At 59.6% G+C, this 18104-nt stretch carries 18 protein-coding genes; 10 read left to right on the top strand and 8 right to left on the bottom strand.

Annotation, left to right across the window (positions count from 1 at the left end; all coding sequences use genetic code 11):
* The gene (locus ASD70_RS10675; RefSeq protein WP_046071532.1) at positions 1 to 888 is read right to left on the bottom strand and encodes a proline iminopeptidase-family hydrolase; all 888 of its coding nucleotides are present in this window, start codon (positions 886 to 888) and stop codon (positions 1 to 3) included.
* A gap of 183 nt (positions 889 to 1071) precedes the next feature.
* Here ASD70_RS10675 and ASD70_RS10670 point away from each other — a divergent pair, with 183 nt between their 5' ends.
* Both ASD70_RS10670 and ASD70_RS10665 read left to right on the top strand, forming a co-directional pair.
* Complete coding sequence (locus ASD70_RS10670; protein WP_046071531.1) at positions 1072 to 1836, top strand: LuxR family transcriptional regulator; 765 nt, start codon at positions 1072 to 1074, stop codon at positions 1834 to 1836.
* Positions 1837 to 1928: 92 nt separating this feature from the next.
* Complete coding sequence (locus ASD70_RS10665; protein ID WP_056846398.1) at positions 1929 to 2861, top strand: proline iminopeptidase-family hydrolase; 933 nt, start codon at positions 1929 to 1931, stop codon at positions 2859 to 2861.
* A gap of 100 nt (positions 2862 to 2961) precedes the next feature.
* Here ASD70_RS10665 and ASD70_RS10660 read toward each other — a convergent pair whose 3' ends face one another.
* Complete coding sequence (locus tag ASD70_RS10660) at positions 2962 to 4464, bottom strand: nucleobase:cation symporter-2 family protein (RefSeq protein ID WP_046071529.1); 1503 nt, start codon at positions 4462 to 4464, stop codon at positions 2962 to 2964.
* 158 nt (positions 4465 to 4622) lie between these two features.
* Between ASD70_RS10660 and ASD70_RS10655 the strand changes: the two genes are divergently transcribed.
* Positions 4623 to 5456 carry a nucleoside-binding protein gene (locus tag ASD70_RS10655; protein ID WP_056846397.1) on the top strand — a complete coding sequence of 278 codons (834 nt, stop codon included), beginning with the start codon at positions 4623 to 4625 and terminating at the stop codon, positions 5454 to 5456.
* A 124-nt stretch (positions 5457 to 5580) separates the two neighbouring features.
* Here ASD70_RS10655 and punC read toward each other — a convergent pair whose 3' ends face one another.
* Positions 5581 to 6771 (bottom strand): purine nucleoside transporter PunC, encoded by a 1191-nt coding sequence (gene punC, locus ASD70_RS10650; RefSeq protein ID WP_056846396.1) that lies wholly within the window; start codon positions 6769 to 6771, stop codon positions 5581 to 5583.
* 122 nt (positions 6772 to 6893) lie between these two features.
* On the opposite strand from punC, the gene punR reads away from it, so the two are divergent.
* Positions 6894 to 7808 carry a DNA-binding transcriptional activator PunR gene (punR, locus tag ASD70_RS10645; protein ID WP_056846395.1) on the top strand — a complete coding sequence of 305 codons (915 nt, stop codon included), beginning with the start codon at positions 6894 to 6896 and terminating at the stop codon, positions 7806 to 7808.
* A 120-nt stretch (positions 7809 to 7928) separates the two neighbouring features.
* Here punR and ASD70_RS10640 read toward each other — a convergent pair whose 3' ends face one another.
* Complete coding sequence (locus ASD70_RS10640; protein ID WP_056846394.1) at positions 7929 to 9098, bottom strand: aspartate aminotransferase family protein; 1170 nt, start codon at positions 9096 to 9098, stop codon at positions 7929 to 7931.
* A gap of 103 nt (positions 9099 to 9201) precedes the next feature.
* Here ASD70_RS10640 and ASD70_RS10635 point away from each other — a divergent pair, with 103 nt between their 5' ends.
* Complete coding sequence (locus ASD70_RS10635; RefSeq protein WP_056846393.1) at positions 9202 to 10107, top strand: LysR family transcriptional regulator; 906 nt, start codon at positions 9202 to 9204, stop codon at positions 10105 to 10107.
* Here ASD70_RS10635 and ASD70_RS10630 read toward each other — a convergent pair.
* Together ASD70_RS10630 and fabV are read right to left on the bottom strand one after the other, a co-directional pair.
* Positions 10104 to 10727: an HAD family hydrolase gene (locus ASD70_RS10630; protein WP_056846392.1), complete on the bottom strand. Its 624-nt coding sequence runs from the start codon at positions 10725 to 10727 to the stop codon at positions 10104 to 10106. The two genes, ASD70_RS10635 and ASD70_RS10630, sit on opposite strands and share 4 nt — an antisense overlap.
* Before the next feature lie 214 nt (positions 10728 to 10941).
* Positions 10942 to 12135 (bottom strand): enoyl-ACP reductase FabV, encoded by a 1194-nt coding sequence (fabV, locus tag ASD70_RS10625; RefSeq protein ID WP_046072680.1) that lies wholly within the window; start codon positions 12133 to 12135, stop codon positions 10942 to 10944.
* A 276-nt stretch (positions 12136 to 12411) separates the two neighbouring features.
* On the opposite strand from fabV, the gene ASD70_RS10620 reads away from it, so the two are divergent.
* From ASD70_RS10620 to ASD70_RS10605, 4 genes are all read left to right on the top strand, one after another.
* The gene (locus ASD70_RS10620; protein WP_056846391.1) at positions 12412 to 13236 is read left to right on the top strand and encodes an aspartyl/asparaginyl beta-hydroxylase domain-containing protein; all 825 of its coding nucleotides are present in this window, start codon (positions 12412 to 12414) and stop codon (positions 13234 to 13236) included.
* Between the two features lie 148 nt (positions 13237 to 13384).
* On the top strand, positions 13385 to 14758 hold the full coding sequence (gene ppnN, locus ASD70_RS10615; RefSeq protein WP_056846390.1) for a nucleotide 5'-monophosphate nucleosidase PpnN: 1374 nt from the start codon (positions 13385 to 13387) through the stop codon (positions 14756 to 14758).
* Positions 14759 to 14928: 170 nt separating this feature from the next.
* Positions 14929 to 15186 carry an AbrB/MazE/SpoVT family DNA-binding domain-containing protein gene (locus ASD70_RS10610; protein WP_005786256.1) on the top strand — a complete coding sequence of 86 codons (258 nt, stop codon included), beginning with the start codon at positions 14929 to 14931 and terminating at the stop codon, positions 15184 to 15186.
* A complete protein-coding gene (locus tag ASD70_RS10605) occupies positions 15183 to 15578 on the top strand; it encodes a PIN domain-containing protein (protein ID WP_043047469.1) in 396 nt (131 codons plus the stop codon). Before ASD70_RS10610 ends, ASD70_RS10605 begins: the two co-directional genes overlap by 4 nt.
* A gap of 129 nt (positions 15579 to 15707) precedes the next feature.
* Here the strand turns inward: ASD70_RS10605 and ASD70_RS10600 are convergent, their stop codons facing one another.
* Positions 15708 to 16037, bottom strand: coding sequence for a YXWGXW repeat-containing protein (locus ASD70_RS10600; protein WP_005786252.1), 330 nt, complete (start codon positions 16035 to 16037; stop codon positions 15708 to 15710).
* Between the two features lie 129 nt (positions 16038 to 16166).
* A complete protein-coding gene (locus ASD70_RS10595; protein WP_056846389.1) occupies positions 16167 to 17066 on the bottom strand; it encodes a DMT family transporter in 900 nt (299 codons plus the stop codon).
* Between the two features lie 98 nt (positions 17067 to 17164).
* Between ASD70_RS10595 and ASD70_RS10590 the strand changes: the two genes are divergently transcribed.
* Positions 17165 to 18001 carry a LysR substrate-binding domain-containing protein gene (locus ASD70_RS10590; RefSeq protein ID WP_056846388.1) on the top strand — a complete coding sequence of 279 codons (837 nt, stop codon included), beginning with the start codon at positions 17165 to 17167 and terminating at the stop codon, positions 17999 to 18001.
* Positions 18002 to 18104: the final 103 nt, after the last annotated feature.

The following is an 18104-nucleotide window of genomic DNA, read 5'->3' as shown; positions in this document are numbered from 1 at the left end:
TCAGCCTCGGTGGCGAGCGAGAAAGTCCAGCAGCACCGGGAAGTACGCCTGGGGCTCCTCGTAAAATGGCATATGGCTGCTATTGGGGAATACATGCAATTGGGCATGCCGGGCCGCCAGCTTCATGCGCATGGCGCAGGCGGGGGTGAGTTCGTCGTGCTGGCCGGTGGTAATCAGGATCGGCATCTTGAATCCGGCCATTTCCTCGAGGCGGTTCCAGTCCTTGAGGTTGCCGATATAGAGGAACTCGTTGGGGCCTTGCATGGTTTCGTAGGGGCCCATGTTCCAGTCGTCCAGGGAACGCTTGAGCGGCTCCGGCCATTGGTCGAGGCGGCACACGTGACGATAGTTGAGCAAGGTGATGGCAGCCTGGTATTGCGGGTGGTCGAGGGTGCCCATGGCTTCATGGCGTTGCATCATGGCCACGGTTTCGCTGCCCAGCGCCCCACGCAGGCGTTCGAGTTCCTGGGACAAATGCGGGATGTCGCCGACGGTGTTTTCCAGTATCAGGCTTTTCAGGGCATCGGGGTAATGGATGGCATATTCGATACCCAGCCAGCCGCCCCAGGAGTGCCCGAGCAGATGCACGCGGCCCAGATCCAGGGCTTGGCGCACGGTCTCGACTTCTTCGACATAACGGCGAATTTCCCACAGGGCGGCATCGGTCGGTCTGGCTGATGCGCCCGTGCCAAGCTGGTCGAATGCAACCACTCGCAGGTTATGCGCTTTGAGCCAGCCATGGGCGTCGCGCAGATAGTCACACGGCAGGCCCGGCCCGCCGTTGAGACACAGCAGCACCTCATCGCCTTCGCCGAAGCTGTAGACCACGAGGTTGTGGCCGTCGACTTGCACGTTGTACTGCTGGTCGGGGGCAATTTCACGCCACATGCATACATTCCTTGTGTTGTATCGGCCTGGCGGGTAGCGGCCGTTTATCAGGTAAACACTACCGAGGATGCCGTGCGTCCATAACCTAGTATTTCTTATAGGTTTGGCCTGGCAGTCCTTCGCCGGGGCGTGGCATTCTACTTGCCGCAAGTCGAGATTCAAATGAATTCGGGAGCAGAACGGATGCTGGCCAAGCTGACCGCCTTCAATAATCGCCTCATGCCAGGCAGGAGCCTGGATGAACAGATGGACAATACGTTTATCCTGGCCCAACAACTGGGCTTCGATGCATTGGTGTATGACTACACGCCGGTACCTATCGACCTCAATGGCACGCTGATCACCCCTTCGGTGCTGGAGCTGCGCAACACCCCGCCGGACTGGCATGCCTTATGGTGCAGCGAAGGGTTCTACCAGATCGACCCGGTGCAGCACCTGGCGTTGAGTACGGTATCGCCGTTTGTCTGGTCCTATGAGGCGAAGACAGAGACGGCTCTGCAGAAGATCATCGACCCGTGTCACGCGCCCGTATCCTCTTACTTGCACGAGCGTGAGCTGACCTGTGGCGTCAGCGTCCCTATTCACCTGCCCCGGGGCGGCTTCGCGTCGCTGACCGGGTTGCGCACCGGCAAGGCGCGCACGGTATTGAAGGACGCACAACATACGTTGGCCGATTTCAGCCTGATTACCCATGCCCTGCAGGAAGCGGCCTACCCGCTGTTCAGCAAGGAGCTAAGGGCCTACCCGCATATCCACCTGACCAAGCGCGAACGCGAATGCCTCAAATGGGCCGCCGACGGCCTGACCGCTGCCGAAATTGCCACGCAATTGAGTCGTTCCCTGGCGGTGGTCACCCTGCACCTGGCCTCGGCCATGCACAAACTGGGGGCCAAGAACCGCGTACAGGCGGTGGTGCGGGCCACCCATTACCGTCTGCTGGAAGGTTGACCCACCGGAAAAACCTAGCTGTTTTGCTAGTTACCTAAACTTTTTGTTCAGACTATCGTAGCCCTGATCCTTTTTTCAGAGCGGGGCACGAAATGGAATTCATCGAAAAAGTTCGCGAAGGCTATGCGCCCTTTGGCGCGTATCAGACCTGGTATCGCGTCACGGGCGACCTGACCACAGGCCGTACGCCATTGGTGATCATCCATGGCGGCCCAGGCTGCACCCACGATTATGTCGATGCCTTCAAGGACGTCGCCGCCAGCGGCCATGCGGTGATTCACTACGATCAGTTGGGCAATGGCCGCTCCACGCACTTGCCGGATAAAGACCCATCGTTCTGGACCATCAGCCTGTTCCTCGACGAGTTGAACAACCTGCTGGACCACCTGCAGATCAGCAATAATTACGCGATCCTCGGCCAATCCTGGGGCGGCATGCTGGGCAGCGAACACGCGATCCTGCAGCCCAAGGGCCTGCGCGCGTTTATTCCCGCCAACTCACCGACCTGCATGCGCACCTGGGTCAGCGAAGCCAACCGCCTGCGCAAGTTGTTGCCTGAGGGCGTGCACGAAACCCTGCTCAAGCACGAGCAGGCCGGCACCTATCAAGACCCTGAATACCTGGCCGCCTCGCGGGTTTTCTATGATCAGCACGTGTGCCGCGTCAAACCTTGGCCGGAAGAAGTGGCGCGCACCTTCGCCCAGGTCGATGCAGACCCGACGGTGTACCACGCCATGAGCGGTCCGACCGAATTCCACGTGATCGGTAGCTTGAAGGACTGGAACGTGAACGGTCGCCTCGCGGCAATCAAGGTGCCGACCCTGGTGATTTCCGGCCGACATGACGAGGCCACGCCGTTGGTGGTCAAGCCGTTCTTGGATGAAATCGCAGACGTGCGCTGGGCATTGTTTGAAGACTCCAGCCACATGCCCCATGTGGAAGAACGCCAGGCGTGCATGGGGACGGTGGTGAAGTTCTTGGATGAGGTGTGTTCAATGCCACACAAAGCCCGCAAGGCTGGCTAGATTCCAATGTGGGAGGGGGCTTGCTCCCGATGACCGTGTATCAGTCAATATCTTCAGTGGCTGACACACTGCTGTCGGGAGCAAGCCCCCTCCCACATTTTTAGACCTCTGTGGTTTCGGGTTTTGCGGTTTTCTTTGAGGTATCCGCTACCAGGGGAATCTCCTTGCCCTCTGCATCAAACAACTTCCCGCCCCTGTAGTAATCCCCGTCACGCAACGCGGCCACATCGCGGAAGCACAAACTGCGCTCAGTCCCCGCCACAAACACTGACTGCTGGTCCGAGTTACCGGCGGTGAAGTGGTTAAAGGCCAGGTTCAGCAGGATCGCCATGATCGCCGACGAACTGATGCCCGAATGGAAGATGGTCGCGAACCAGCTTGGAAAGTGATCATAGAAGCTCGGCGCGGCAATTGGGATCATGCCGAAGCCAATGGACGTGGCCACGATAATCAGGTTCATGTTGTTGCGGTAATCCACCTTGGACAGCGTGCGAATACCACTGGCCGCCACCGTGCCAAACAACACAATGCCTGCACCGCCCAGCACCGAGGTCGGCACTGCGGCGATCACCCGGCCCATGAACGGCAACAGGCCGAGCACCACCAGGAATACCCCGCCGGTAGCCACAACAAAACGGCTCTTCACTCCAGTCACCGCCACCAGGCCAACGTTCTGGGCGAACGCGCTTTGGGTGAAGGAACCGAAGATCGGTGCAAACATACTCGACAACATATCCGCACGCAGGCCATTGCCCAGGCGCTTGGAATCCACCTTGGTGTCGATGATCTCACCCACCGCCAGGATATCCGCCGAGGTTTCCACCAGAGTCACCATCACCACGATGCACATGGAAATGATCGCTGCCACATGAAAGGTCGGCATGCCGAAATGGAAAGGTGTGGGGAAGCCGAACATCGGCCCCTGGGTCACGCCGGAGAAGTCAGCCATACCGAGCAGCACCGCGATCACCGTGCCAATCACCATCGCCAGCAGGATCGACAAGCGCGAGATGGTTGCGCTGCCGATTTTGCTCAACAACAGCACCAACACCAGGGTCAATGCGGCCAGGCCGATATTCGACATGCTGCCGAAATCCGCCGCACGGCTATTGCCACCCATGGCCCAACGCGCCGCCACGGGCATCAGGGTCAGGCCGATGGTGGTGATCACAATGCCGGTCACCAGCGGCGGGAAAAACTTGGTAATTCGCGAGAACACCGGGGTGATCAACAGGCCGATCAGCGAAGCGGCCATGACTGCGCCGAGAATCGCCGGGATCCCTCCCGCACCGTCACTGCCGACAATCGCCACCATGGTGGCCACGCCCGCGAACGACACGCCCTGCACCAGCGGCAACTGACAGCCGAAGAACGGCAGGCCAAGGGTTTGCAACAAGGTGGCCAGGCCACCGGCAAACAGCGATGCCGCGATCAACAGGCCGATATCCGCAGGCGACAGCCCGGCTGCCTGGCCGACGATCAACGGTACGGCGACGATGCCGCCGTACATGGTGAGCACATGCTGCAGGCCGTAAGCCATGTTGGCGGCGACGCCCAGATTCTCGTCTTCGGGCCGCTGCGGTGACGCCTTCGGGATAGTCATGGTGAGAGGTTCTCTGTTTTTGTTGTGCGCTCACTGTATGCAATATTAAGACTGTATGTCCATAGAGTTGTATACAATCAATCGAACAAGATACCCTCCCGCGGCGTTACAAAAATAATCCGGCCGTCATGAGCCAGAACGCCAAAGGACCAACAATAATGAAAAAGGCACTACAGGGCGCCACCGTTGCATTGACCCTCCTCGGCGGTGGCGAGGCTGTCGCGGTGGAATGGATGAACAACAGCGTAGGTTTTCGCTACGGCCAGCACTTCACCAACCCGAATAATCCCGACGATTTCAGCAAGCGCATCTACAGCTTTACCCACGCCAGCGGCTACCGCTATGGCAGTAACTTCCTCAACCTGGATGTGTTCCTGTCCGACAGCCGCGACCCACGCAAGGGCACCGACCACGGCGGCAGCGAGGTGTACGCCGTGTACCGGCACCAGCTGTATGCCTCGCGGGTGTTCGATCTGCCGCTGGGCAATGGCCTGGTCAAGGATTACGCGCTGACTCTGGGTTTTGACGCCAACCGCAACAACAACTTCGCCTCAGCCAAAAAGCGCGCCCTGGTGATCGGCCCGACCTTGAAGTTCAACACCGTCGGCGTACTGGACCTGAGCCTGATGTACTACAAGGAAAGGAACCACACCGGCATCCCCGGCGCGCAAGAGTCAAACCATACGTTCGACGACAGCTACATGCTCAACCTGACCTGGATGCGCCCTTTCGAGGTCGGCAACCATGCGGCGAAGTTCCAGGGGTTTATCAATTATGTCGGGGAGAAAGGCGAGGACTACCATGGCCGCGATACCGCGCCAGAAGCGCTGATGCGTACGGCTCTGATGGTGGCGGTACGGCCGGGGAAAAGCGTCAAGCCGAACCTGTACCTGGGGGTGGGCTATGAATACTGGCATAACAAATTCGGTGTGGACGGGGGGCGGGGAACCCGCACCTCAACACCCACCCTGAACATGGAAGTGACGTTCTAACTGAATAAATTCAGGACCAATGTGGGAGGGGGCTTGCTCCCGATAGCGGTGTATCAGCCAGCACATCTGCCACTGACATACCGCTATCGGGAGCAAGCCCCCTCCCACATTCTTGACCGCGTTGTCACTTCAGATCAGTTGCCAGTTCCGAGCGATCTGCCTTCGGCCGCGCCAGCCAATACCCCAACACCGCCAACGGCGCCGTCGCCAACATCACAATCACCGTAATCATCAGCGGTTGCTCGATCATCGACGACACCAACAAACTGGCCAGGAAGCACAGCCCCAGTTGCAGGGTGTTTTGCAGTGCCGCCGCCTTGCCGGAGTTTTCTGCAAACGGCATCAGCGCATTCGCTACCACAATCGGGTAGCTGGCGCCGTTGCACAGCGCCATCAGGCAGAACGGGATCAGCAAGGTGGTCAGGGTCGGCACGCTCAGGGTGGCGACCAGGTACAACGCCACCATGCTCAAGCAATACGCAGCCAGCAACCACGGCAACAGGGTTTTGCCCGGCAAACGCTGCAGGGCACTGCGGCAACTATAGCCACCGACAAGAAACGCCAGGGTCGGCAACACATAGCTGAGGCCGATGTCATTCGGGCTGTAGCCCATGCCGCCCAGGATGAACGGCGAGGCCGTAAGCCAGGCGAAAAAGCTGGCTGAGCAGGCTGCGAAGATCATCACATTGCCGGTGAACACTTTAGAGGTGAGCAACTGCCCATAACCGAGGCGCGTGGGGGCGCCCTCATGCTCAAGACGCTTGGGCAGGCTGCGCAGGAACAACGTCGGCAACAGCAGCAACAGCGACACCACCAGCAACACACCGAAGATCGCCTGCCAGCCAAAGTGATTCAACACCAAGGCGCCTAACAGGGGCGCCAGGGCCGGTGACAGCGACATCAACGGCATGATGCTGGCGAATACGCGGTGGGCCTTGTCGGCCGGGTAGCGATCGATCACCAAGGCTTGCCAGCTTACGGCGGCAGCACATACGCCAATCGCCTGGATAAAGCGCAGGGCCAGCAGTTGCGGCGCGGTCTCGACCCAGAACATACCCAGGCACCCGAGCACAAACAGGCTCAGGCCCGTGAGCAGGATCGGCTTGCGCCCAAGGCGGTCCGACAACGGCCCCCACACCAACTGCCCCACCGCAAAGCCGGCAAGGAAAATACTCAAGCTGGCGCCCACCGCGCCGGCGCCAATCTGCAACTGCTCGCCCATGGCGCCAAACGCCGGCAAGTACATGTCCATGGCGAGATAACCGAGCATGCTCAGCCCCGCCAGATACCAGGTAAAACCAAAAGAATTTTTCATCGAAGCCTTGTAGATACTGCCATCAAACTATTTGCTGACTGGCGCCCATTATGAAGCTGACAATATGTGTGTGAAGCGATAATAATTGGACGCTCTTATCAATAAATTTGAAGGCAGCCCTCATGTGGTCTGAATACTCCCTGGATGTAGTCGATGCCGTGGCCCGTCACGGCAGCTTCAGCGCCGCCGCCCAGGAACTGCACCGCGTGCCGTCGGCCATCAGCTACACGGTACGTCAGCTTGAGGAATGGCTGGCCGTGCCTTTGTTTGTGCGCAGGCATCGCGACGTAGAGCTGACGCCCGCCGGCCGCCTGTTTATCGACGAAGCCCGCGGCGTGATGAAAAAAATGCTTGGCACCCGGCGCTTGTGCCAACAGGTGGCCAATGGCTGGAGTGGCCAGTTGAAGGTGGCCGTGGACTCCATCGTCAAACCCCAACGTTGCCGCCAACTGGTGCTGGACTTCTATCGGCAGTTTCCCGAAGTGGAACTGCTGCTCGAATACGAAGTGTACAACGGCGTGTGGGATGCACTGGCCGATGAGCGCACCGACATCGTGATCGGCGCCACCAGCGCGGTGCCGGTGGCCAGCCACTTTAGCTTCCGCGATATGGGCCTGTTGAACTGGTTGTGCGTGGTCAGTACCCGGCACCCGTTGGCGGCGGTGGAAGGTTTGCTCAGTGATGACCAACTGCGCCCCTTCGCTTCACTGTGCATGACCGACACCTCGCGCAACCTGCCCAAGCGCGACACCTGGACCCTGGATAACCAGCGCCGCCTGGTGGTGCCCAATTGGGCTTCGGCGCTCGATTGCCTGCGCGATGGACTGTGTGTGGGCATGGCCCCGGCCCATCAGGTGTTGCCGTGGGTCGAAAAGGGCGAGTTGGTGGCGCTGCAATTAAGCCGACCGTTCCCGGCCAGCCCATCATGTGTCGCCTGGGCGCAGAGCAAGCTTTCGCCGGCCATGGCGTGGTTGCTGGAGTACTTGGGGGATACAGAAACCATGAATCAGGAATGGTTGAATGGCCCCACCCTCTGAACCCTACACAGAACCACTGTGGGAGGGGGCTTGCTCCCGATAGCGGTGTATCAGTCGATATCTTCAGTGGCTGAACCACTGCTATCGGGAGCAAGCCCCCTCCCACACTTTGATCGTATTTCAACCCAATAAGCGGGTGATGGCACGCACAATCATTTCTACTTCCTGGCGCTGCAAAGTCAGCGGCGGCAACAGGCGAATGATCTTGCCCCGCGTGACGTTGATCAACAGCCCATGCTCCTGGGCGGCACGTTGCGCCAGGTCGCGGTAAGGGCCGGCCAGTTCGATCCCGATCATCAAGCCCTTGCCGCGAATCGCCCGTACCTGCGGGTGCTCGTCCAATTCCATGTGCAACCGCGCCAGCAGGTATTCACCCTGGTGTGCCGCGTTCTGTAGCAAACCTTGCTGTTTAATAATCTCCAGCACGGTACAGCCCACGCGACAGGCCAGCGGGTTACCGCCGAAGGTGCTGCCATGACTACCAGGCGTGAACAGCTCGGCCACGGCGGCCCGGGCCAGGCAGGCGCCGATGGGCACACCATTGCCGAGGCCTTTGGCCAGGGTCATCACATCCGGCACGATGCCTTCGTGCTGGAAGGCAAACCAGGTGCCGGTACGCCCGATGCCGGTCTGGATCTCGTCAAGCATCATCAGCCAGCCGTGGCGCGTGCAGTGGTCGCGCAGGGCTTTGAGGTAACCGGGAGGGGCCACCAGCACACCACTTTCGCCCTGGATCGGTTCCAGCAGCACCGCGGCGATGCGTGTGCCGTATTGCCTGGTGATCGTCTCCAAGGCGGCCATATCGCCGAAGCCAACCTTGATGAAGTCCCCGGGCAGGCGCTGGAACCCCAGGCGCACCGACGGCCCGTCGCTGGCGGCCATGGTGCCAAGCGTGCGGCCGTGAAAGGCGTTCTCCATCACCACCACCAGCGGCTGTTCAATGCCTTTTTTCCAGCCATGCAAGCGCGCCAGTTTCAGCGCCGTCTCATTGGCCTCGGCGCCGGAGTTGTTGAAAAACGCACGGTCCAGCCCGGACAGTTGGGCCAGGCGCAGGGCAAGCCGCTGTTGCCAGTCGATGCTGTAAAGGTTGGACGTGTGCAGCAGCAGGCCGGCCTGTTCACTGATGGCCGCTACCAGCCTGGGGTGGGAATGACCGACATTGGTCACTGCTACGCCGGCGACCGCATCCAGGTATTCGCGGCCCTGCTGGTCCCACAGGCGCGTGCCCAGGCCACGACTGAAGCTCAGGGCCAAAGGTTGATAGGTGCTCATCAGGCAGGCGGCGGTCATGGGGGGTGGCTCCAGTGCATGGGTGGGATGGTTTCAGTATCGTTAACCACCCTTGCTGGATAAACTCTGAATTCCTGCAATGACTTTAAACCAGGGGTTGATAATGGACCTGTTCCAGGCAATGTCGGTGTACGTGAAAGTCGTCGAGACCGGCAGCATGACCGCCGCCGCCCACGAATGCGGGATGTCGACCACCATGGTGGGCAACCATTTGCGTGCCCTGGAGCAACGGCTGGGCGTCAGCTTGCTCAAACGCACTACGCGTAAACAGAACCTTACGGAATTTGGCGCGCAGTACTATCAGCGTTGCCTGGAAGTATTGGGGCTGGTGGCCGACTCCGAGCTACTGGCCGAGCAGATCCACAGCGACACTCCCAAAGGCAGCCTGCGTATCACTGCGCCGCCCGTGTTCGGCACTGAACGCCTGGTGCCGGCCCTAAGCGAGTTTTCCCAGCGCTACCCGCTTATCGACCTGTACGTGGTGCTGAGCAATGAGCGAATGGACCTCGTAGACAGCGGCTTCGACGTGGCAATCCGCCTGGGTGAACTGGCAACATCCAGCGTGATCGCCAGGCCCATGCAGCCCTACACCCTGACGCTGTGCGCGTCACCTGCGTACCTGGCGCGCCGGGGTACGCCGCAGACACCAGATGACCTGCAGCAGCACGATTGCCTGGCGTTCGCCTACCCCGCGAACGATAACTGGCGCGATACCGATAAACTCTGGCGCATGACCGGGGACGAAGGCCAAGTGGAAGTCCCGGTTGGCGGCTCATTGACCATCAACAGCTCGCAAGGCTTGCGCCAGGCGGCCATCAACGGCATGGGCATCATCATGCTGGCCGATGCCCTGGTGCAACCGGACCTGGAGAACGGCAAGCTGGTGGCCTTGCTAACCACCTATAAGCTACCCAGCCGCCCCATGCACCTGCTGTATCGCCAGGACCGCTATCGCCTGCCCAAGCTGCGGGCGTTCGTCGACTTCGCCATGGAGAAATGGGCGCCCTAGAAGGCCACGCCCAACTCGCGCAAACGCGCAGCGGTACGATCGGCCGACACATGGTGGATACCCTGCCAGCCCAAGGCGACAGCCGCGTCGATATTGCCTTCGACATCATCGATAAACACCACTTCACTCGGCTGGATATCCGGCAGATGGGCACGAACCTGCTCAAGACTGGCGTGGTAGATCGCCGGGTCAGGCTTGATCAACTTCAATTCGCCGGACACGACGATATTGCGAAAACGCTGCAGGAACGGGTAATTGGCCCGGGCATAAGGGAACGTTTCAGCCGACCAGTTGGTGAGCCCGAACAACGGTACATTGGCCTGGTGCAGCGCCTTGAGAATCGCCACGCCTTCGGGCAACTCACCGCGCAGCATCTCGTGCCAGCGCTCGTAATAAGCCTGGATCAAGGTGTGGTGATCGGGGTGTTGGTCAATCAGGGTACGGGTGGCTTCAGCCAGGGTACGACCGGCATCTTGCTCGGTGTTCCAGGCCTGGGTGCAGATGTTGTCGAGGAACCACTGCCGTTCGGCATCGTCGGCAATCAGCTTGCGGTACAGGTGCTGCGGGCTCCAGTCGAACAGGACACCGCCGAAATCAAAAACTACTGCACGAATCGTCATCAGATCCTCCGTTAGTGTGGCTTGATAGCAGCTGGAGTCTGGCAGATCTGGAAGAGAGAGGCGCGCGCCGGGGCGTAAGAAGTGTCTGAAAAGACTCGGATCAAATGTGGGAGGGGGCTTGCTCCCGATAGCAGAGTGTCAGCCACTGAAGATAGTGACTGATACACCGCCATCGGGAGCAAGCCCCCTCCCACATTTTGGTCTGGATCAGACCTTAAGCTTGGACCAGGCCGTTGATCTTGACGGTCGGGTTCACGTCCGCGTCGTAATCCACGCCATCGACTTCAAAGCCGAACAAGCGCAGGAACTCAGCCTTGTAACCGGCAAAATCGCTGATCTCGTTGACGTTGTCGTCGGTAACCTGGTTCCACAGCGCAGCCACGGCGTCCTGCACCTTCGGTTCCAGCTCAGCGAGGTCGGCGCGCAGGCGGCCATCGGCGTCGAGCTTAGGCTCTTTACCGTACAGGCTGTCCTTGAACAGGCCGTAGACCTGCTCGATGCAGCCTTCGTGGGTGCCCTGCTCTTTCATCACCTTGAACAGCAACGACAGGTACAGCGGCATGATCGGGATCGCCGAGCTGGCCTGGGTGACCACGGCCTTGAGCACCGACACACGGGCATCGCCCTTGAGCGCCGCGAGGTTTTCGCGCAGGGTCAGGACTTTTTTATCCAGGTCTTTCTTGGCTTCGCCGATGGAACCGTTCCAGTAGATATCCTGGGTCAGCTTCTCGCCGAGGTAGGTGAACGCGGTGGTCTTGGCGCCTTCGGCCAACACATCAGCGTCACGCAGGGCGTCGATCCACAGCTGCCAGTCTTCGCCGCCCATGACCTTCACGGTGCCGTCGATTTCTTCCTGGGTTGCAGGCTCAAGAGTGGTGTCTACCACCACGCCCTTGTCGGTGTTGATACCGCGCAGGGTCACGGCCTTGCCGATTGGCTTGAGGGTGGAGTTGTGCACCACGCCTTGCGGGTCGGTACGGCGTGGCGCGGCCAGGCTGTAGACCACCAGGTCGATCTTGCCCAGGTCTTTCTTGATGGTGTCGATGGTCAGGCGCTTGATCTCGTCGGAGAACGCGTCGCCGTTGATGCTCTTGGCGTACAGGCCTTTTTCCACGGCAAACTTCTCGAACGCCGCGCTGTTGTACCAGCCGGCGGAGCTCAGCTTGCCTTCTTCGCCTTCTTTCTCAAAAAACACGCCCAGGGTATCGGCGCCGCAGCCAAACGCGGCACTGATGCGCGCGGCCAGGCCGTAACCGGTGGAGGCACCGAGCACCAGCACTTTCTTGGGGCCGCCTTCGATTACGCCATTCTTGGTTACGTAGTCGATCTGCTCTTTGACGTTCGCTTCACAGCCAACAGGGTGGGCGGTCACACAGATAAAGCCACGAACCCGCGGTTTGATGATCATAAAAATTTCTGCCTCTTCCAAGGTGCCGAAGGCCAATGGTGGCCATTCAACTTCAATCGTACCGGTCTATGACGTCCAAAAAACCGAAGCGTCACGATAGTCGCAAATCTTCTGTTCTCAAAATTCAATCCACAAACCTTAGGAGGGTGCGCGGCAACGGTTACAAATTGTGCAAGGGCTTCACAATTTCGCCCTATTTAATAACCCCTCGCGGCTCTATAAACCCTTATGATGACGATATTGTTTCATTATGTTTCAAAGCTGGAGCCGTGTTCCATGAGCAAAAGTGCTGTCGGCAAAAAGCTGGTGTCCCTGGCCTGGGTACTCGGCGTTCTGCTGTTGATCGACTGTTTCCCGCGTACCTGCCTGGTATTCCTGCTGCTGGTGGTGCTGTGCGGTATTTATGATTTCCTGCGCAACGGCCTCTATGACCGCGCCACCCTCAAGAAATACTTCATCGGCAACGGCCGCAATACCTGGGTGCTCGCCCCCTTCAACACCCTGCTCGACCTGCTGAGCAGCCGCAACCGCCATGTCTACACGATGCATGACCTGCCACCCGCCTGGCGCGAAGACCTGCAACACGTGATCGACGACGCCATGGCTCACAAGGATGAAATCATCGGCTACCTGGACGAGCGCATGGCCGAGAAAAAACGCGGCATGTTGTTTTTCCAGTGGTACGGCCGCCCGATCGAGACCACCCTGGATATTCCGCAGCTGCGCAAGAAATTGCCCTTCGTGAAGACCATCGGTGTCTCGGTGTTCAACGAAAACCGGTCCACCTCCTTCCACTTCGGCCCCCTGCGCATGATGTTCCGCGTGCTCTACAACATGGCGCCGGCGCCGCATCACGAGGGGGTGTATATCCAGGTGGGCGAGCACAAGCACTACTGGCACGACGACCCTTTGTTTATCTTCGATGACACCTTGATGCACGCATCCTTCAACAAGAACGACGCCAAACGCTACTGCCTGTTCATCGACATCGTGCGGCCGACCCCGCTGCCCTCGGTGCTCAACGCCGTGATCGCGGGCTTTGCCGGCCTGGTCTTTACCCTGCGTCGGGTTTTCTACAAAAACTGGAAGCTGATTGAGTAAGTTCTGCGGCATGATGGTGCTGGACGGTGTTTGCGCTTGACCTCTGGCCTGAGGTAAATAACCGTCTCGTGCGACCGTAAACGGCGCCCACCATTCTCAGGCCATCGCAACTCAGTGAGCGCGGTGGCTATGCTTTCAAGGAATCAGAATGCCCCAACGTCAAGTCATCAACGCCTCCGTCAGCCCCAAGGGCAGCCTCGAAACCCTGTCACAACGTGAAGTCCAGCAACTGAGTGAAGCCGGCAGCGGCAGCATCTACACCCTGTTCCGCCAGTGCGCCCTGGCCATTCTCAACACCGGCGCCCACATCGATAACGCCAAGACCATCCTCGACGCCTACAAAGACTTCGAAGTGCGCATTCACCAGCAGGACCGCGGCGTGCGCCTGGAACTGCTCAACGCGCCGGCCGATGCCTTCGTCGATGGCGAAATGATCGCCAGCACCCGCGAGATGTTGTTCAGCGCCCTGCGCGACATCGTCTACACCGAGAATGAGCTGGACAGCCAGCGCATCGACCTGAGCAACTCCCAGGGCATCACCGACTACGTGTTCCACCTGCTGCGCAACGCCCGCACGCTGCGCCCGGGTGTGGAGCCTAAGATCGTGGTGTGCTGGGGCGGGCACTCGATCAACACCGAAGAATACAAATACACCAAGAAAGTCGGGCACGAACTGGGCCTGCGCAGCCTTGACGTATGCACCGGCTGCGGCCCCGGCGTAATGAAAGGCCCGATGAAGGGCGCGACCATTTCCCACGCCAAACAACGCATCACCAATGGCCGTTACCTGGGCTTGACCGAGCCGGGCATCATCGCCGCCGAAGCGCCGAACCCCATCGTCAATGAGCTGGTGATCCTGCCGGACATCGAGAAACGCCTGGAAGCCTTCGTACGCGTCGGCCACGGCATCATCATCTTCCCGGGCGGCGCCGGCACCGCCGAAGAGTTCCTGTACCTGCTGGGCATCCTGATGCACCCGGACAATCGCGACCTGCCGTTTCCGGTGGTTCTCACCGGGCCGAAACACGCCGCACCCTACCTGGAACAATTGCATGCGTTCGTCGGCGCCACCCTGGGCGAAGCGGCGCAGCAGCACTACCAGATCATCATCGACGACCCGGCCGAAGTGGCTCGCCAGATGACCACCGGGCTCAAGGACGTGAAGCAATTCCGCCGCGAGCGTAACGACGCGTTTCACTTCAACTGGCTGCTGAAGATCGACGAAGGCTTCCAGCGCCCGTTCGACCCCACCCACGAAAACATGGCCAGCCTGCAACTGAACCACAGCCTGCCCCCCCACGAACTGGCGGCCAACCTGCGCCGGGCGTTTTCGGGGATCGTGGCGGGTAACGTCAAGGACAAGGGCATTCGCCTGATCGAAGAGAACGGCCCGTATGAGATCCACGGCGACCCGGCGATCATGAAACCGCTGGATGAGCTATTGAAGGCATTCGTGGCCCAGCACCGCATGAAACTGCCGGGCGGCGCGGCGTATGTGCCGTGCTATCGCGTGGTGCAGTGAGGTAGCGGCGGTCGGTCATAGTTTGTATCTGTTTGGGGCGTAGCCAACGGTGTGAGGATCGAGCATTCGGACTAGGGTTTTACTACCGACTGACTCACACCTGCGAGCGACCTATGGACCAACGGATATTGTCCTCTGTCATTCCTTACCCTAAGGTAAGGAATATCACGATGGAGATCTTCACTATGGCTACCGCCACACTCACTTCAAAAGGGCAAATCACCATCCCTGTCCAGGTCAGGACAGCCTTGGGCCTGGAAACAGGCGACCGGGTGGAATTCGTCGAGATGGAAGACGGCAAGTTTTCCATGATCGCCGCCAGCAAAACCGTCAAGGACCTCAAGGGGTTGATCCGCAAACCCGCTCACACCGTGTCTATCGAGGACATGAACCGTGCCATCGCGGCCCAGGGAGCAACCGCTGGATGATTGGCCTGGATACCAACGTGCTGGTGCGTTATGTGACCCAGGATGACCCTGCGCAATCGGCCAAGGCGTCCCAACTGATCGAATCGCTCACCGCCGCCTCACCCGGTTTTGTCAGCCTGGTGACGCTTACGGAGCTGGTGTGGGTGTTGCAGTCCTGCTACCAATCGACCAAAAGCGACGTGGTGACGGTGCTGGAAACCTTGCTGTACACACGGGAACTGACCGTCGAACACGCCGATATCATCTGGCAGGCCCTGCGCAAGTTCACCGCAAGCAAAGCGGACTTTGCCGACTGCCTGATCGAACGCTGTGGCCACGCGGCCGGTTGCGAGTACACCGCAACGTTTGATCTGAACGCGGCCAAGGCAGCGGGGATGAAACGGATCGGCTAGGCCGGCTTTTTTGTAGGAGCGAGCTTGCTCGCGAAAAACGCCAACGATTACGCGAGCACTCAGGGAGCACGCGGTGCCTGTGGTTTTTTCGCGAGCGAGCTCGCTCCTACAATGGAAGATGGCGTTGGGTCAGCGGACCCAGCCACCGATCTGCCAATGGTAGCCATCATTGCGCTGCACCCAGTGCGGGTGTACGTAACGATAACCCTGACGCACCGGTTCCCAATGGCCGTGCACTGCTACATAACGCCCGCCTTCCCAACGCCAGTAACCGCGTGACCAGATATAACCTTCGCGCACCGCCGGCTCGACTTCGATCACCTGCACCGGCGGCGGTTGCGGCGCCACCACATCAACGTACTCGTGTTGTACCGGCCTGCGCTCATGCACAACACGCTCTTGCACACACCCGGAAGCGGCGACCACCATGGCGGCCAATGCTGCATAACGTAGCAACATACAAAACCCTCGGGCGCGAACGCCCAACACCTGCACTGGTAAAAATCCCCCTTGTTTCAGCCACGCTCCTGCTTGGCCCTGGGTACTTTTTAACAGGCGGTGTCTGTCGGGTTGCTGAACCTGCCAGCCTCAGTAAGTACAGGCGACAGTCGGTCGCTTCAGGCGCACCAGCACCAACCCCGCCACGACCACGGCAATGCCCGCGTAGGTCGATGCGTGGATCACATCGCCAAACATCAACGCCGCCCACACCAACGTCACCGGCGGCTCCAGGTACACCAGCGCCGCCACATGGGTGGCCGTCATCACCCGCAGCAGCATCCACAGGCTCAAATAGGCGATGAAGGTGGAGAACAGAGTCAACCAGACAATCGAGATCAGTACGTTGGTGTCATGGGGAATACTCAGGGTGTCGGTGTAGATCACGGCCGCGGTAAAACCTATCAAGGTCAACAGCGACTGGATAAACAGAGGCAACACCAACCCGCTGTCCTGGGTCTGCACCGAGCTACGCTCGTACAAGGTCGCCAGTGTCAGCCCCAGTGCCGATACCAGGGGTAATAGGTACATGACCAGCCCGATATCCTGCCCGCCGCCACCGTACTGCCCGGCAATCACAATCGACACACCGACAAAGCCGATCACCAACCCCACCCATTGCCAGCCGCCACTGCGCTCGGACGCCATGCCCGTCGACAATGCCGCTGTCATCAACGGCTGCAGCGCCGCAATGATCGCCGCGATCCCGGGGGGCAGGCCATTCTGGATGGCGACATAAACGCAGCTCAAATAAAGGAACTGCGACAGGAAACCGACAACCGCGTGATGGCGGATCTGCTGCCAGGTCACCTCCAGCAACCGCTTGTTCAGGAACAGCGCCAGGCACAGCGAGACCAGCAGGAAACGCCAGAACAGCAGATTGAACGCCCCACCACCCTGGGTGCCGAGCTTGGCGCCGATAAAGCCTGAACTCCACGACAAAACGAAAACCGCCTGCAACAGCAGCAACCCTAAGGTAGATCGCTTCATATCGCCTCCCATCGCTGTGATTTGACTCAAAGGCTAAAGGCTGCACATGCTTGCGTATATTTGAATTACACGAACAACAAATCCGAAAAATCCGAATTATGCCTAAACAACTGAACATCGAGCTGTTGCGCACCTTTCACGCCGTAGCGCGCTTTCGGCGCTTTAACGACGCGGCCGAGCATGTGCACCGCAGTGCGTCCACCGTCACCACGCAAATCCAGAAGCTGGAGGACCAGGTCGGACAGCGTCTGTTCAGCCGCAGTAACCAGGGCGTGGAATTGACGCTGTACGGCCAGAAACTGCTCGGCGAAACCACCGAATTTCTCAAGAGCCATGACCGCCTGCTGATTTCGCTGATGCCCCAGCGCATGCAGGGCAAGATACGCCTGGGGGTGCCGGATACCTACGCGCCCGCCTTCATCCAGGAATTTTTACCGCGACTGATCGCTGACAACCCCCTGCTGGAACTGGAGATCGAAGCGCGCACCAGCGGTGAGTTACTGGACTTATTCACGGCCAACCAACTGGACTTGGCGATCACCGTCAGCGCGCACCCGCTCGCACAAGGTGAACGCCTGGGGGCCGTGCAGCCGCTGTGGGTGGCGACCGAAGGCTTCAACTCGCCGCCGAACGTGCCATTACCCATCACTGTGCCCATCACTGGCTGCCCCTATCGCGCCGCAGCGCTGCAGTCGTTGAAGGATCATGGGGTCTACCACCGGCTACTGCTGGAAAGCCCCAACTCGTCTGCGGTCGAAGCCTGTGTACGCAGTGGCGTGGCGGTTGGCCTGATGGAGCAAAGCCGTATGGGCGAAGGGCTGATCCACATGTCAGAACTGCCACCTCTACCCGCGCAGCATCTGTACCTGATGTGCGATACCGGCAATGCGCTGGCGCTGCATGTGCATGAGCAAATCCGCCACTTCAAGGTCTGAACTGCGTGTCTAGTCCTGAAATAGGTTTACACCTGTTTCAGTCTCAAACCGCCCGATGCACCGCATCGGGCGTTTTGTATTTCAGGGACAGGTGTGGCCGTTC

The organism is Pseudomonas sp. Root569 (genome assembly GCF_001427465.1).
In the GTDB taxonomy this organism is placed as follows: Bacteria; Pseudomonadota; Gammaproteobacteria; order Pseudomonadales; family Pseudomonadaceae; genus Aquipseudomonas; species Aquipseudomonas synxantha.
The sequence above is the reverse complement of the archived record's forward strand: the minus strand, read 5'-3'. Positions and strand labels throughout refer to the sequence as shown.

Coding starts and splice junctions, on each gene's coding strand:
- ASD70_RS10660 (WP_046071529.1), bottom strand. CDS start 4,464: ATGACTATCCCGAAGGCGTCACCGCAGCGGCCCGAAGACGAGAATCTG.
- ASD70_RS10670 (WP_046071531.1), top strand. CDS start 1,072: ATGCTGGCCAAGCTGACCGCCTTCAATAATCGCCTCATGCCAGGCAGG.
- ASD70_RS10595 (WP_056846389.1), bottom strand. CDS start 17,066: ATGAAGCGATCTACCTTAGGGTTGCTGCTGTTGCAGGCGGTTTTCGTT.
- punR (WP_056846395.1), top strand. CDS start 6,894: ATGTGGTCTGAATACTCCCTGGATGTAGTCGATGCCGTGGCCCGTCAC.
- ASD70_RS10600 (WP_005786252.1), bottom strand. CDS start 16,037: ATGTTGCTACGTTATGCAGCATTGGCCGCCATGGTGGTCGCCGCTTCC.
- ASD70_RS10610 (WP_005786256.1), top strand. CDS start 14,929: ATGGAGATCTTCACTATGGCTACCGCCACACTCACTTCAAAAGGGCAA.
- ASD70_RS10665 (WP_056846398.1), top strand. CDS start 1,929: ATGGAATTCATCGAAAAAGTTCGCGAAGGCTATGCGCCCTTTGGCGCG.
- ASD70_RS10605 (WP_043047469.1), top strand. CDS start 15,183: ATGATTGGCCTGGATACCAACGTGCTGGTGCGTTATGTGACCCAGGAT.
- ASD70_RS10640 (WP_056846394.1), bottom strand. CDS start 9,098: ATGACCGCCGCCTGCCTGATGAGCACCTATCAACCTTTGGCCCTGAGC.
- punC (WP_056846396.1), bottom strand. CDS start 6,771: ATGAAAAATTCTTTTGGTTTTACCTGGTATCTGGCGGGGCTGAGCATG.
- ASD70_RS10590 (WP_056846388.1), top strand. CDS start 17,165: ATGCCTAAACAACTGAACATCGAGCTGTTGCGCACCTTTCACGCCGTA.
- ASD70_RS10635 (WP_056846393.1), top strand. CDS start 9,202: ATGGACCTGTTCCAGGCAATGTCGGTGTACGTGAAAGTCGTCGAGACC.
- fabV (WP_046072680.1), bottom strand. CDS start 12,135: ATGATCATCAAACCGCGGGTTCGTGGCTTTATCTGTGTGACCGCCCAC.
- ppnN (WP_056846390.1), top strand. CDS start 13,385: ATGCCCCAACGTCAAGTCATCAACGCCTCCGTCAGCCCCAAGGGCAGC.
- ASD70_RS10620 (WP_056846391.1), top strand. CDS start 12,412: ATGAGCAAAAGTGCTGTCGGCAAAAAGCTGGTGTCCCTGGCCTGGGTA.
- ASD70_RS10655 (WP_056846397.1), top strand. CDS start 4,623: ATGAAAAAGGCACTACAGGGCGCCACCGTTGCATTGACCCTCCTCGGC.
- ASD70_RS10675 (WP_046071532.1), bottom strand. CDS start 888: ATGTGGCGTGAAATTGCCCCCGACCAGCAGTACAACGTGCAAGTCGAC.
- ASD70_RS10630 (WP_056846392.1), bottom strand. CDS start 10,727: ATGACGATTCGTGCAGTAGTTTTTGATTTCGGCGGTGTCCTGTTCGAC.